12 protein-coding genes are annotated in these 11,915 nt (G+C 64.3%); 2 read left to right on the top strand and 10 right to left on the bottom strand.

The genetic code is table 11. The features are described 5' to 3' along the window. Positions 1 to 3: 3 nt before the first annotated feature. The 10 genes from F9K07_RS09835 to F9K07_RS09790 all read right to left on the bottom strand — a co-directional run bounded on the left by F9K07_RS09835 (position 4) and on the right by F9K07_RS09790 (position 9,006). Positions 4 to 690 (bottom strand): phage baseplate assembly protein V, encoded by a 687-nt coding sequence (locus tag F9K07_RS09835; RefSeq protein WP_159592150.1) that lies wholly within the window; start codon positions 688 to 690, stop codon positions 4 to 6. Further along, complete coding sequence (locus F9K07_RS09830) at positions 687 to 1,778, bottom strand: phage late control D family protein (RefSeq protein ID WP_159592147.1); 1,092 nt, start codon at positions 1,776 to 1,778, stop codon at positions 687 to 689. The genes F9K07_RS09835 and F9K07_RS09830 overlap by 4 nt, the downstream gene beginning before the upstream one ends. A gap of 13 nt (positions 1,779 to 1,791) precedes the next feature. Continuing rightward, positions 1,792 to 1,965: a hypothetical protein gene (locus tag F9K07_RS09825; RefSeq protein ID WP_159592144.1), complete on the bottom strand. Its 174-nt coding sequence runs from the start codon at positions 1,963 to 1,965 to the stop codon at positions 1,792 to 1,794. A gap of 27 nt (positions 1,966 to 1,992) precedes the next feature. After that, positions 1,993 to 2,997 (bottom strand): CIS tube protein, encoded by a 1,005-nt coding sequence (locus tag F9K07_RS09820; protein WP_159592141.1) that lies wholly within the window; start codon positions 2,995 to 2,997, stop codon positions 1,993 to 1,995. A gap of 3 nt (positions 2,998 to 3,000) precedes the next feature. Beyond that, a complete protein-coding gene (locus F9K07_RS09815; RefSeq protein ID WP_159592138.1) occupies positions 3,001 to 3,639 on the bottom strand; it encodes a phage tail protein in 639 nt (212 codons plus the stop codon). Beyond that, a complete protein-coding gene (locus F9K07_RS09810; RefSeq protein ID WP_159592135.1) occupies positions 3,639 to 5,264 on the bottom strand; it encodes a phage tail sheath C-terminal domain-containing protein in 1,626 nt (541 codons plus the stop codon). Before F9K07_RS09810 ends, F9K07_RS09815 begins: the two co-directional genes overlap by 1 nt. A 19-nt stretch (positions 5,265 to 5,283) precedes the next feature. Next, the gene (locus F9K07_RS09805) at positions 5,284 to 5,727 is read right to left on the bottom strand and encodes a phage tail protein (RefSeq protein WP_159592132.1); all 444 of its coding nucleotides are present in this window, start codon (positions 5,725 to 5,727) and stop codon (positions 5,284 to 5,286) included. Positions 5,728 to 5,758: 31 nt separating this feature from the next. Next, positions 5,759 to 7,528 (bottom strand): phage tail sheath subtilisin-like domain-containing protein, encoded by a 1,770-nt coding sequence (locus tag F9K07_RS09800; protein ID WP_159592129.1) that lies wholly within the window; start codon positions 7,526 to 7,528, stop codon positions 5,759 to 5,761. Between the two features lie 69 nt (positions 7,529 to 7,597). Next, the gene (locus F9K07_RS09795; protein ID WP_159592126.1) at positions 7,598 to 8,419 is read right to left on the bottom strand and encodes a hypothetical protein; all 822 of its coding nucleotides are present in this window, start codon (positions 8,417 to 8,419) and stop codon (positions 7,598 to 7,600) included. After that, the gene (locus tag F9K07_RS09790) at positions 8,416 to 9,006 is read right to left on the bottom strand and encodes a DUF4255 domain-containing protein (RefSeq protein ID WP_159592123.1); all 591 of its coding nucleotides are present in this window, start codon (positions 9,004 to 9,006) and stop codon (positions 8,416 to 8,418) included. The genes F9K07_RS09795 and F9K07_RS09790 overlap by 4 nt, the downstream gene beginning before the upstream one ends. 373 nt (positions 9,007 to 9,379) lie before the next feature. Here F9K07_RS09790 and F9K07_RS09785 point away from each other — a divergent pair, with 373 nt between their 5' ends. Next, the gene (locus tag F9K07_RS09785; RefSeq protein ID WP_159592120.1) at positions 9,380 to 9,838 is read left to right on the top strand and encodes a hypothetical protein; all 459 of its coding nucleotides are present in this window, start codon (positions 9,380 to 9,382) and stop codon (positions 9,836 to 9,838) included. A gap of 655 nt (positions 9,839 to 10,493) precedes the next feature. Next, the gene (locus F9K07_RS09780) at positions 10,494 to 10,679 is read left to right on the top strand and encodes a hypothetical protein (protein ID WP_159592117.1); all 186 of its coding nucleotides are present in this window, start codon (positions 10,494 to 10,496) and stop codon (positions 10,677 to 10,679) included. Positions 10,680 to 11,915 lie beyond the last annotated feature (1,236 nt).

Below are 11,915 nucleotides of genomic sequence, written 5' to 3'. Positions count from 1 at the left end.
GTGCTACCAGATGTTGCCCGCGCCCGGGGTGTAGCTGGTGGAGATCACCGAGTTGGTCTGCAGCACGTCGCACTTCACGATGCCCGAGAAGTTGGACATGGCGGCGTCCACCTTCACCATGCCCGCGCTCACCTCCACCTGCGCCGCCGTGACCTTGACCTTGGCCGCCGCCTGCACCGCGATGCCGGCGCTGTCCAGCGTGACGCTGTTGCCATTGGCGTCTTCCACGGTGATGGTGGCCGGGCCGTCCTGCAGCGTCACGGTCTGGCCGCCCGGCGTTTCCAGCGTGAGGGTTTCCTGGCCGTCCTGGTCGAGGATGGTGATGGCCACGCCGTTCTTCGACTTGATGCGCTTGGTGCGGTGTTCGCCGTTGGCCAGATCGGCGGGCGATGGCGAGCTGCCGTTCCACAGGCCCCCGAGGATGAGCGGGTGGCGCGCATCGCCGTTCATGAAGACCACGAGCACCTCGTCGTCCACGTCGGGCAGAAAGAACATGCCGCGGTCGTTGCCGGCGAAGGGCGCGACCACGCGCGCCCACATCGGCGCGTCCTGGCCGGCAACGCCGTCGTGCGCGAGCAGGCGCACCTGCACGCGGTTGCGCTGCTCGGGGTCGTCGAGCGAGACCACCTGCGCGATGGCGGCGGCCTGCATCCAGCCCATGGGGCGTTCGAACAGATCACCCGGCTTCATGCACCTTCTCCCAGAAACGCGCACTCGCCGATGAACTCGGTGCGGTAGCCCATGGTCTGGTCGTACAGGTGCGTGGCCGCGCTCACGTAGTAGCGGTTGTCGAACTGCGGCGAGAGGCCGCTCACGGCCACGGTGGTACCGACCCGGATCGCCGGGTTGCCCACGCTCATGCCTTGCAGGCGCACGAAGGCGCGCGCGCGCTGGTCGAACGCGGCCTGGGCGACGGCCTCGGCTTCGGCCTGGCTGCTCACCGCGAGGTGGCCCACGTGTTCGCGGCGCGCGCCAAAGGCTTCGTCGAGCCACGACACGCCGCTGCGCCCGCTGCCCGGGCCGCTGTGGGTGATCTGCGTGGCCTCGTGCTGCACCGCGCTGCCATCCACCGGGTTCCAGCCACTCGCGCTGGTCGCCGTCGCCTGCTGCGAGAGATCGGCGATGGCGCGCGCGCTCATGAGCTGGCCGAACAGCGCGAGTTCGACCTCGCCGCGCGCCACGTCGCCGCGCGGCGAGACCTGCAGGTCTTCACCCACGATCTGCAGATCGGCGTCGAAGCGCGCGAGCAGGCGGCGCAGAAACGCCAGGTCGCTTTCGTTGACCTGGGCCCAGGTGTCGGTGGGGCTGGTAAGCCCGGTGATGGTGGGCCGCAGGTTGAGCGCGCCCGCGACCTGCCGCACCACGTCGGCTGGCGACATGTCGGTGTAGATCTGGCTGCGCCGCGCCAGCCGCCCGGCTTGCAAGGCGTCTTCGGCCAGCGCGACGAATTCGGGCGCGCCGCCCAGGGTGGCGACGTGTTCGATGGCGCTCACCTTGCCGCGAAAGATCTCCACCGGCGCCTGCACGTCGCCCGCGTACACCTCGATCGCCGCGCCGAGCTTGAGATCGGAGGCCGCGCCGAACGCGGCTTCGGTGCCGCCCCCCGTGGTGGCCACCAGGTTGGACAGCCGCAATTCGAGCCGGCTCATGCCGCCCTCGCCCTCTTCCATGCGCATGCCGATCAGCAGGTTGGACAGGCGCAAGTCCGCCTCGCCGGCGATGCGCAGCGTGGGACGTGCGCTGTAGAGCGGGTTGCGGCTGAGCGCGGTTTCGCTCATGTGGGGTTCCGGTTCAATCGGCGCGGGTGCGCCATTCGCGTTCGGCGTGCAGCACCAGCGCGCGCAGCATCTGCTCGGTGGCGACGGCGCTGCCCGCCTCGGTGGGCGGGCGTGTTTCCGAAGCCTCGGGTGGCGCGGGCCGCTCGGCGGGCACTTCGGCGGTGACTTCTTCGAAGGTGATGGGCATGTGCTGGGCTCCCTGTGAAAAATGCGGTCAGTCGAATGCGATGCGGGCTTGCAGATCGGCGGCGGCCCCCACGTCGGTGCCAAGGCTGCCGCCACCACCACCGCGTGCCATGCCGCCGGGCGCGAAGCCCGCCACGCCAACATGCGCGGACGCCGCGGGCAACAGGGCTTGCGGGTTGGACAGGCCCGCGCTGGCCCCGGCGGTGGCGGTGGCGCCGCTGCGCAAGCCGGCGAAGGCCGCGCCAGCGGTGGCCGTGATCCCGGCCCCCGCACCGACACTGGCGCCCACACCAAAGCCCGCACTGGCCCCGACGCCCATGCCCGCCCCCGCGCCCAGGGACGCCGAGCCCGACGCAAATGCCGCGGGCGCACCCAGCGATGCCTTGGCCTCCACCAGCAGCGACGCGCTGCCGCCAAAACGCAGGCTGGCCGACGCGTTGGCGGTTGCCACGCCGCGCGCCGCGCGCGGGTTGCCCGCCGCGTTGGCCACGCCCGAAGGCCCCGCGCCACCGGGCACTTCCACCGGCGCAAATCCCTCGTTCGAATCGACCGAAGCCGGGCCGTTCTTCTCGCTCTCGAAGTTGGGCGCATCGCTGGAGAGCGTGAGGTTCACGCTTGCGCGCAGCGGCACGCCGTCGGCCGAGAACAGGTCCAGCGTTTCCTTGTATTGCTCGACCGTGCCGACGAACTTGTACGCGCCCCAGCCGAACTCCACGCGCGGCGGCGTCTTGCTGTCGTCACCGCCAAAGGGCTTGAGCAACTGCGCCATCTTGTCGGTGTAGGTGCGCACGTCTTCGCCGCCCTGCACTTCGCCGCCCGGGTTCTTCGCCGTGGTGTCGAACACCAGGTCCATCACCAGCTTGGCGGTGGTGGCGCTCACGTATTGCCGGCTGCCCGCGCCCTGCGCGGCCGGCCCCAGCGTGTTCGACACGGTGTACTGCAGGGACGCCGGGTTGAAGTGCGCCTTGACGGTGAGCGCCGGCGCGGGCGGCAGCGTCTTGAATTCGGCGATGGCGGTGGTGGACTCGGGCATGCGTCAACTCCCGGGCGCGATGAGGGACAGGCCTTCGTGCACCAACTGCAGTTCTTCCACCGCCACCTCGGTGCCTTTGGCGTTGAGGTCGGCGGCCTTGAACTTCACCGGCAGGCATTGCGACAAGGCCCAGGTGAGCACAGTCTCGCCGGCCGCGTTCTGCACGTCGATCTCCACGTTCATGCGCGTGGCGTACGCGCCGTCGGCCGACACCATCTGGAACCACTTCCAGAGGTGGCGCGTGCTGGTCATGCCGCGCTTGAGGATCACGGTGGCGAAGCTCACCGGCCCCACGCGCTGCGCCGATCCATAGTTCATGCCGCCGGCGCGGATCTGCTTGGGCTCCATGGTGGCTTCCAGGCCAGTGCACTCGGCAAACGCACCGCTGCAGATGTCGACCTCGTTGCCTTGCTGCGCACCGTCGCTCGCCTGGCGAAATCGCACGTGGAAGCGGAACGGAATGAGCGGTGGCAACAGGTTTTCCGCCACGTCGCGGCCCTGCGCCTGCCCACCCGTGGTGTGGCTGCCGCGTGCGCCCAGGCCCAAGGAGGCACTCGCGCTGGCCGAGGCACCCACGCCCACGCCAGTCCCCAGCGAGGCGTTGGCGGATGCGCCGGCGGAGAACTGCGCGTCGAACGGCATCAGGCCACCTCCCTCGCGTCGGACCGGCCCACACCGGCCGAGGCCAGCGCGAGCACCACCGTGATGCGCTCGATGCTGTGCGCGGGCCACACCGTGATCTCGGTGACGAGGCGGCCGTTGTCGATGTCGTTCTGCGTCATCGTGCTGCGGTCGCAGCGCACGCTGAAGGCTTCCTGCGGCGTCGCACCCGAGAGCGCGCCCGCGCGCCAGAAACCCTTGAGCAGGTCTTCGAAGCTGCGCTGCAGACGGCTCCAGGTGGCCGGGCCATTGCCGTCGAACAACACCCCTTGGCCGCGCAGGCGCGCGGCGCGCAACAGCGTGGCCATGAGCCGGCTCACCCCGCCACTGCGCCAGGCTTCGTCGGCGCTGGTGGTCACGTCGGACTGCAGCGCCCAGCCGCCGGCTTGCGGCGCGAACAGGCACACGCGCTCGGCCAGCCGCGCGGCCGGCGACGACGGACCCGCACCCCAACCCGGCACCGGTTCGGCGCTCTGCACGTCGCGCAGACGCGGCACGGAAATATCGCCCGCCGCGCTGGCGTGCGTGCCGCGCGCCAGTGCACTGCCCGCGAGCAGGCCGGCGAGCACGCCATCGGGTGGCTCCAGGTTCTCGGGCAGGTCGCGCGCCTGCGTGGTGTTCAACCAGGGGTAGCCGAGTTGCACGAAGGCGCTGGCCACGGAGAGTTCACTCGCCCCGTGTTGGCCGTCGGCTTCGAAGACCCCGCTGCGGCGCAGGAACGCGAGCATGTCGCTGTGCGCGTGCACGCCGCCATCGCTCAAGGGGCGGCGGGCGTCTTCGCGCGGCAGCGGCAAGGCGCCGATGAAAAGTACTTCGCGCTGGTGCCGCGCGAGAAAGCCGCGCACTGCCGCCACCGCGACCCGCCAGGGTCCATAACCCTGGCTGTCGAGTCGCGGGGCGAGCAGTGCGCGCAAGCCGGTGTCGACCGGCAAGGGAGATTCTTCTTCGCTGCATTCCACAAAACCCTCGGGCGGCGGCGCCAGCGCCACGCCCACGGGCGGCAGGCGCGGCTCGGTGGAGCAGGCGTCGGGCAGATCGGGCATGCACAACAGGCTCGCCTCGTCCAGGCCCGCCAGGTGTTCGATGCCCTGCCAGGTGCTCGGGTCCAACGGATCGAACACGCGCGCCACGCCCGCGCCGTGGTCGAAACCGGGCAGCAGGCGGCCCAGGCGCGCGCGGCGCTTGGCCGCGCGTGCGGAGGCGGATTCCAGAAACGCCCACGGGTCGCCCACGCGCACCACCACCGCGCGCCGGCCGCCGCGCGCGAAGAAGCTGCGCACGGCCGCGCCCAGGTAGGTGGCGCAGTGCATCGGCTTGCCGCTCACCGGATCGGGCGCGCGGCCCACCGGGCGCTGGTCCCAGGCATAGAGGCGGTCGAACAAGGCCCAGCTGTCGATCACCACCGGCACGTTCTCCAGGGCTTCGAGCGCATCGGTGCCCTGGCGCCAAGGCCCGTCGACCCAGCCCGCCTCGCGCAGTTGCTGGCGCACCGCATCGGGCAGCGGCTGCTCGCGCCGGCGCGCGATGAAGCCGACGAAGCAGGCCACGTCGGCGCGCTCGGGAGCCGTGCGCAACCCTGGCGTTGCGGTCTCGAAAATCAGGGCCATGGCGCGCCGCCGGGTCGGGTCAGGCGTTGATTTCCATGGCTTCTGCGGACAAGGCGATTTCCTCCATCGCCACGTCGCCCCCGCCCTTGCCGGCCAGCGTCGGCCCGGTGTATTTCATCGGGACCACGCCGCGCAGCACCCAGGTTTGCACCGGCGCGTGCGCTTCGTCGAGCAAGGTGATGGTGACGTTGCGCTGCGCGGCCGGGCCTTGCGTGCGGGTCTGCTGGATCCAGTCGAACAAGGACTTCGAGTTGAGAATGCCGCGCTTCAAGGTCACGTCGGACACCTTGTGGATGCCGGCGAGTTTGCGCACGTGGTTCTCTTTCTCGTTGCCGTTGCGGTACTCGGCGATCGTGACTTCGGTGCCGATGCCACTGACATCGGAGAAGCCGCCGAAGACTTCGCCGCCATCGAAGTTCACGAGGTAGTTGAAGGCGCCGTAGGGCGTGGTGCGGTTGGCCATGGTGGTTCAGCTCCTGGAGAAATTGAGGTGCTCACTCGCGGGCATCGGCCGTCTTCTGGCCAATGCGGAAGATCACGAACTCGGCCGGCTTGATGATGGCCACGCCCACCAGGCAGATCAGGCGCCCGTTGTCCAGGTCGTTCTGCGTCATGGTGCTGCGGTCGCAACGCACGAAGAAGGCTTCTTCGGGCGAACTGCCGAGCAGCGCGCCGCTGCGCCACTCGTTGTAGAGGTAGTCGGCGATGGTCTGGCGGATGTTGGCCCACAGGCGTTCGCCATTGGGTTCGAACACCGCCCATTGCGTGCTGCGGTCGATCGACGCTTCCAGGTAGTTGAAGTAGCGCCGGTCGCTCACGTACTTCCACTCGGGGTCGCTCGACGTCAGGCGCGCGCCCCACACGCGGTTGCCGCGCCCGCTGAAGAAGCGCAGGCAGTTCACGCCGGCCGGGTTCAGCAGTTCCTGCTGCGCGAAGTTCACGTCGATCTCGAAGCGCAGCGCGCCGCGCACCACCTCGTTGGCCGGCGCCTTGTGCACGCCGCGCTGCACGTCGTTGCGCGCATAGATGCCGCTCACGAAACCCGATGGCGGCAACGCGATTTCCTTCGGAATGTCTTCGCGCCCGGGTCGCGCCAGCGGGTTGGATACCACCACCCACGGGAAGTACATGGCAGCGTACTTCGAATCGAACAGGCCGCGGTAGGTGCGCGCCGTGGTCGGCAGCAATTCGGGCGGCGTGTCGAGCACCGCGATGCGGTAGGCGCGCCGGCCTTCGGCGTGCGCAATCAGCGCGCTGGCGATGGCCTGCGGGTTGTCCTCGTTGCCGTCGCCCGCGCCATAGGCCGAGCTGCCCGGCGCGGCGACGATGGACACGTCTTCGATGGACGCGATTTCGGACAACGCGAGCGCGTAGTCGGTGGGCGTGGGTTGCCCACCGTCGAGACCACCGGTGAGTGCCCACACCCGTTCGAGCTGGCCGGCTGCGTTGGTGGTGACACTGGCAAAGAGACCTGCGTGCAACTCCGACGGCGACACGCCCGCACCGATATTGAGCGCGAACAGGTTCTGCAGGTGGTCGCTGCGGCGCGAAGGCCGTGGCGCCATCACGTGCCCGATGCCGCGCGGATGCGAAGGCGCCAACCCCATGTCTTCGTGGCTCACGCTGTTGCCATCGCCGTCCACGGCCAGTGCCGACACGGTGACGATCTGAGGCGTGCCCGCGAGCACATCGGCCTGCGTGACCGCCGTGCCGCCCAGGTTGGCCGCGGGCCGCCAGGTGTCGCCCACGCGCACCACCAGCGCCGGGTTGCCGGAAATGGTGGCGCGCACCATGCTGCCCTGCGGGGCGTTGTTCAGCGTGGCCTCCGAGGCGGGCGCCGTAACCTCGCGCAGGACCACCTGGCCGTTGCCCGCCAGGCCGGGAAAGCGCGCCACGAAGCCCACGCCTTCGTCGGTGCCCGCGAGCACCTGCGCCGTGGCGGGCGCCGCGTCGGCCCCCACCACGCGCGAGACGTACAGGCGCGAACCGCCTTCGTTGAAAAACGCGCGCACCGCATGGGCCAGGTAGTTCGTGGTCGGCACGCCCGTGCCCAGCGCCAGGTCGGCAAACCCGCCGTAGATGCGCTCGAAATCGCCATAGCTGGTGAGCAGTTCGGGCGACTCGGGGGTTTCGTCGTCCACGCGGTACGGGCCTTTGCGCGTCGGCCCCACGAACGCCGTGGTGCTGGTGCCCACGCCTTCAATGGACTTGGCGCGGAAACTCGTTTCCTCGACGTAGACGCCTGGCGCGAGGTATTCAGGCATGGTGCATCTCCTTGTGAACAACGGTTGAAGAGAACATCGATCGCGACCGCCCTTTCACCTTCGGGCTCCTCAGGGCAAGGGGATTTCGAGGGACACGTGCAGCGGTCGACCGGCCGCCAGGCTGACAACCGTGCTGGCCTGGGGCAGGCCCGCACGCGCTGTTTCGATGGCCGCCGGATCCACCAGCGGCAACAGAAGAGGTGCGCGACCGCCGGCCACATCGGCCTGGGACGTGCGCGCCATGCTCGCGGGGTCGGCCATCGCCTCCACCGTGACCTCGATCTCGCTCACGATCACGTCGCCCGGCTCGGCCGACCAGGTCGTGACCGGAATGCCGGCCACCGGCACCAGCGCTTCGCCGCGCCAGTCGGACAGGCCGCGCGCCAGCACCTGAGAACCGCTGAGCACGCGCACCAGCGCACCGCCCAGGGCATCGCCGCCGACCGCGTCGCGCACGTCCAGCCGCAGGGCCGCCCAGTTGGGGCCGAGCCGGCTGGCGGCGCTCGGGTACATCGGCACCATCACCGGACGGAACAGCGATTCCGGCACCTCCCCGTTGGCCGAAGCCGCGTCGCGCGGCAGATCGAGCCGCACCAGGCGCGAGAGGTACTGGCCCGAGGGATCCGACACCGTGAGCGTGAGCGGCGCGCTGCCCAGCGCCGGTGCGCCGGGTGCCCTCTGGAAGGCCGACGTGTGCGACACCAACGGCGCCCATTCGTGCACCACGAACAGGCCACTGCGGTTGCGCTGGACGCGGGCGCCCGCCGGGGCGCCGATGCGAAGCGGCTCGCCCAGCGGCGCGCCGGTGGTGGCGTCGATGCAGCACATGGCACCGAGCACGCGCCGTTCGACGCGCTCCAGCTCGCGCGAGTGTTCGAACACGAAGCTCATGAGAGCGCCTCCGGACTTCTGAACGCGAAGCGCGTGGCCACCACCGGGCGGTCTTCGGGCAAGTCGTCTGGGTCGAGCCGCACCGTGCGCGCGATGTACGAGGCCGAGATGCGGTACGACGGTTCGAGCGCATCCCAGATGCGCATGACGTCCTCGGTGGAGAGCTCGGAGGGCACGATCTGGATCACCTCGTCCGCGTCCCAGCCGGGCTCGGGGGTGAGCGAGGACGCGTCCAGCAGGGGGTACAGGTGCAGCTGGCGCATGGTCCAGGCCAGCATCACCTGCTCGTCGAGGGCGCTGCTGCTCCAGGCCGATACCAGCAGGTGCAAGTCCAGGCTCAGCGGCGCAGGCCGTGCGTTCGGCGCGCGTGCGGGCCGCTGCTGGCGGCTGTGTTCGTTGACCGTGGCGCGGTAAAGAAACAGGCTGACGCGGTTCGTGTCGTCCAGCGTGCCCGCCAACTGGTTGGACGACAGCACCTCGAACGTGCACGACGGCATGGGCATGCCGTGGTGGGTGACGGGGTACGTGTTTTGGAGAAACGTCGCGATCGAACCGCAGACGGAATGGATCGCAAAGACGTTGGCCATGGGGTTACCTCACTGGCCATTGCGAAGGTTGGGCAGAACGCCCCGTGTGCTGTACATGCTTTCCTCCCAGAAAGTTGTCGCCTATGCAGCTTGAAGCCTTTTTCACCACAAGTGCCGTCTCTTTTGGACAACTGTTGTGTGATTTATGTGGCGGTTTATACCTGTGCCCATCGGCAGAGCGCCCGAAGAGATACGTTCTTTTGCTCCGACTTACACCTGGACACAGCCTGTCGCGCAGAAGCATCGAACCCCAAAAAGTTCACATGGCCTATCGACAGATGCGGAACCTTTGTACTAGAAACGCGTGGCATCAAAAAACCGCGCAGACGGTGGCGCCAGCTGGTTCATTCACGCATGTTCAGGGAGCAATGGCATGTCAGTCGCCAACGAATACATCACGGGCGAAAAACTGAAGAGGTACGACCTCGAGAGTCTGCGCACCGCGCACCATCTTCCGCCCATCGGGGGTTTGCCCGATATCGAGGACTGGACCATCGACCACGGTCGCCATGCCTTTCTGATTGAAATCTGGGGCCGGCAGACGACCGGTTTCTCCGGCTATGCCTTCCATTGGAAAGGCACGTGGTGTTTCTTCGACATGTGCTCCACGTCGTCGCGCATCGATTCCCTCAGCCGCTCTTGCTGGTTCAAATTTCTGGTGAAAGGTTTGTTCACGTTGGGCCATGCGCCTTTGACCGAGGAGTTGCTATCGGATTTGAAAGAGGCCATTACGGCATTGCCGGGTGGAGTGCCACTGAATTTCTTGAAGCACAGCGCGGAGATTGAGTTTCTGGATGAAAAATTGAGCAAGATGGGTGGTTCAAAACCATGACACGACGAGATCAATAGGGACACCTTGCTGCTATCCCTTGTCGATGCGTGCTTTTTCTTCATTGGCAAGGGATTTTTGTGGCTTCTAACGGTTGCGCGGATGCCGCCTAACCAGATTGGGCATGGGGGAACCGTTGTACTCGGCTTCGTCATCTTCTTATTTAGAAACCCGAAAGCCATAACCTCCGATGGAGCCAAATTGCCACATTGCAATATCGCTTGGAACAGTATTTACATACGTCATCCTCTATCTTTTAATTCCTAAATTTCGAAAAATCTCAATCGTAGAATTTGAAAAATTAATCACCAAAATGCTAGGAGTCATCATTCTTTCGTGCCTAGTCATACTATTTATCTGGGATGTATCCAAATGATCAAGAGTGTGCTCTTAAGAGAGGGTACACATTTTCAATCTCCCCGTATTTTTCACACAAAAAACCAACACCACACATGACAAGCAGGAGATCAATACTCGATGTCGTTTGACAAACCCACTTTTATCCTTTTTCACGATCCAATTTTTCCGGCAATCTTTTTGTTTGGTACTGTAACACTCATATTGATTCAAAGGAAACTAGCTGTAGAGCTGCACCCATTTAGTATTTATGTATTGTTTTTTGTCTTGCTTGTAATTTATATTGGAATCAGGAGAATTTATGAATAAGCTGACAAGAGAATTTCTGCTTTGGGCTCTGGACAATTTTCAAAGTTCAGCGACCGGTGTGCCTTTGAATTGGAGACATGCGCTCCCCTTCGACCACGGCGCCGACGGCATCAAAACCGGCACCGGCCGGGCGGGCACCAACAATGGCTTCCTGGTTCGCGATCTCGACGGCAAATAGCCTCATCGACTCCGGGGGCGAACTCTTAGGCGAAAACACTTTCAAGCGCAACGGCCTGCGCGCCGCCCAAGGTTTCGATGCCCTGGCCAATCTCGGACGGCCCGGCACATCGGCTGATATTTGAAGGCCACACCGTCGGCTTTGAAGCGCTTCACGTTCACGCGTTCGAAACGCAGAGAAAACTCGGACAGATACGGTCTGCACCTGAATGTCGGATGCTTTTGTTGTACTAAACCCACAAAAAGCCGGATTTCCATCAAAATTTAGTAGATTTTTATACTCCTTGGAAGTATCGAGCGATGCGCTTCGCGGTTATTGTGGCGGTTGTCCTTGATGGTTTTCATGGCTGCCAGGCCTTCACCGCGCCATGAAGAAAAGCCGGCCTACCGGCCTCGTCGAGATGATTGTGTTTGCTGCATTTTTTATCGGCTGCAGGTGCGGCGGGTTCTCGAGTCGTTATTTTGAAGGGAGTGGGTAGTGTCGTTTGAAAAACCTACGGTGGTTCTATTTTATGAGCCGGTATTGCTGGTAACTTTTGTTGCGATTGCTCTAATTCTTGTACTTGCACCAACGAAATTTAGAGTCCCCGCCAATACCCTGACTTTATACACTTTGTTCTTCATTGTGTTTGCTGGTTATATTGCAATACGGAGGATGTATGTGTGAGACGCCGAAAGAAAATTCGAACTGGAGTTGCCTTTAATGCGTTCTCTTATAAAGGAGGCATGAATATGGGATCAAACTTGTATTGTCAAGGCCAATGGAGGCGCTTTAACTCTTCTGATACTGATGCCGACGTCATTTCAAAGAACCGGAGGTTGCAATACACCATGGAACCCAAACACTACGCCGCGATAACTATTAGCATAGCCTTTTTGTACGTCATTTTATATTTTCTTTTTCCTAAATTTCGGAAAATTTCAATTACCGAATTCGAAGATTTTTTTGCAAAAGCATTGGTTATCGGTATTTTCTTGTGTTTGATCATTCTTTTTATTCGGGATGTATATAAATGAGCAATCGCATATTCTGGACTTCCATACGAGTAATTGCCAACACAATAGCGAAATTTGGTGATCTACCATTTTTGATTCCAACCAAAATAAATCTTGCGATACTTATGACGCACACCTCCAGCGTTGGCGAAGGAAGTGATCTAGTTCCACAAATTGTTCTAAACGAAGATCGGACGGCATTTCGGGATCTGAAAGATCAATCCGGCCAATGGAGGAAAAT

The organism is Hydrogenophaga sp. BPS33 (assembly GCF_009859475.1).
GTDB lineage: Bacteria > Pseudomonadota > Gammaproteobacteria > Burkholderiales > Burkholderiaceae_C > Hydrogenophaga.
The sequence above is the reverse complement of the archived record's forward strand: the minus strand, read 5'-3'. Positions and strand labels throughout refer to the sequence as shown.

Bases quoted from the DNA above. Each gene is read 5' to 3' on its own strand.
- F9K07_RS09790 (WP_159592123.1), bottom strand. From the start codon at position 9,006: ATGGCCAACGTCTTTGCGATCCATTCCGTCTGCGGTTCGATCGCGACG.
- F9K07_RS09785 (WP_159592120.1), top strand. From the start codon at position 9,380: ATGTCAGTCGCCAACGAATACATCACGGGCGAAAAACTGAAGAGGTAC.
- F9K07_RS09800 (WP_159592129.1), bottom strand. From the start codon at position 7,528: ATGCCTGAATACCTCGCGCCAGGCGTCTACGTCGAGGAAACGAGTTTC.
- F9K07_RS09820 (WP_159592141.1), bottom strand. From the start codon at position 2,997: ATGCCCGAGTCCACCACCGCCATCGCCGAATTCAAGACGCTGCCGCCC.
- F9K07_RS09805 (WP_159592132.1), bottom strand. From the start codon at position 5,727: ATGGCCAACCGCACCACGCCCTACGGCGCCTTCAACTACCTCGTGAAC.
- F9K07_RS09830 (WP_159592147.1), bottom strand. From the start codon at position 1,778: ATGAGCGAAACCGCGCTCAGCCGCAACCCGCTCTACAGCGCACGTCCC.
- F9K07_RS09815 (WP_159592138.1), bottom strand. From the start codon at position 3,639: ATGCCGTTCGACGCGCAGTTCTCCGCCGGCGCATCCGCCAACGCCTCG.
- F9K07_RS09835 (WP_159592150.1), bottom strand. From the start codon at position 690: ATGAAGCCGGGTGATCTGTTCGAACGCCCCATGGGCTGGATGCAGGCC.
- F9K07_RS09810 (WP_159592135.1), bottom strand. From the start codon at position 5,264: ATGGCCCTGATTTTCGAGACCGCAACGCCAGGGTTGCGCACGGCTCCC.
- F9K07_RS09825 (WP_159592144.1), bottom strand. From the start codon at position 1,965: ATGCCCATCACCTTCGAAGAAGTCACCGCCGAAGTGCCCGCCGAGCGG.
- F9K07_RS09780 (WP_159592117.1), top strand. From the start codon at position 10,494: ATGAATAAGCTGACAAGAGAATTTCTGCTTTGGGCTCTGGACAATTTT.
- F9K07_RS09795 (WP_159592126.1), bottom strand. From the start codon at position 8,419: ATGAGCTTCGTGTTCGAACACTCGCGCGAGCTGGAGCGCGTCGAACGG.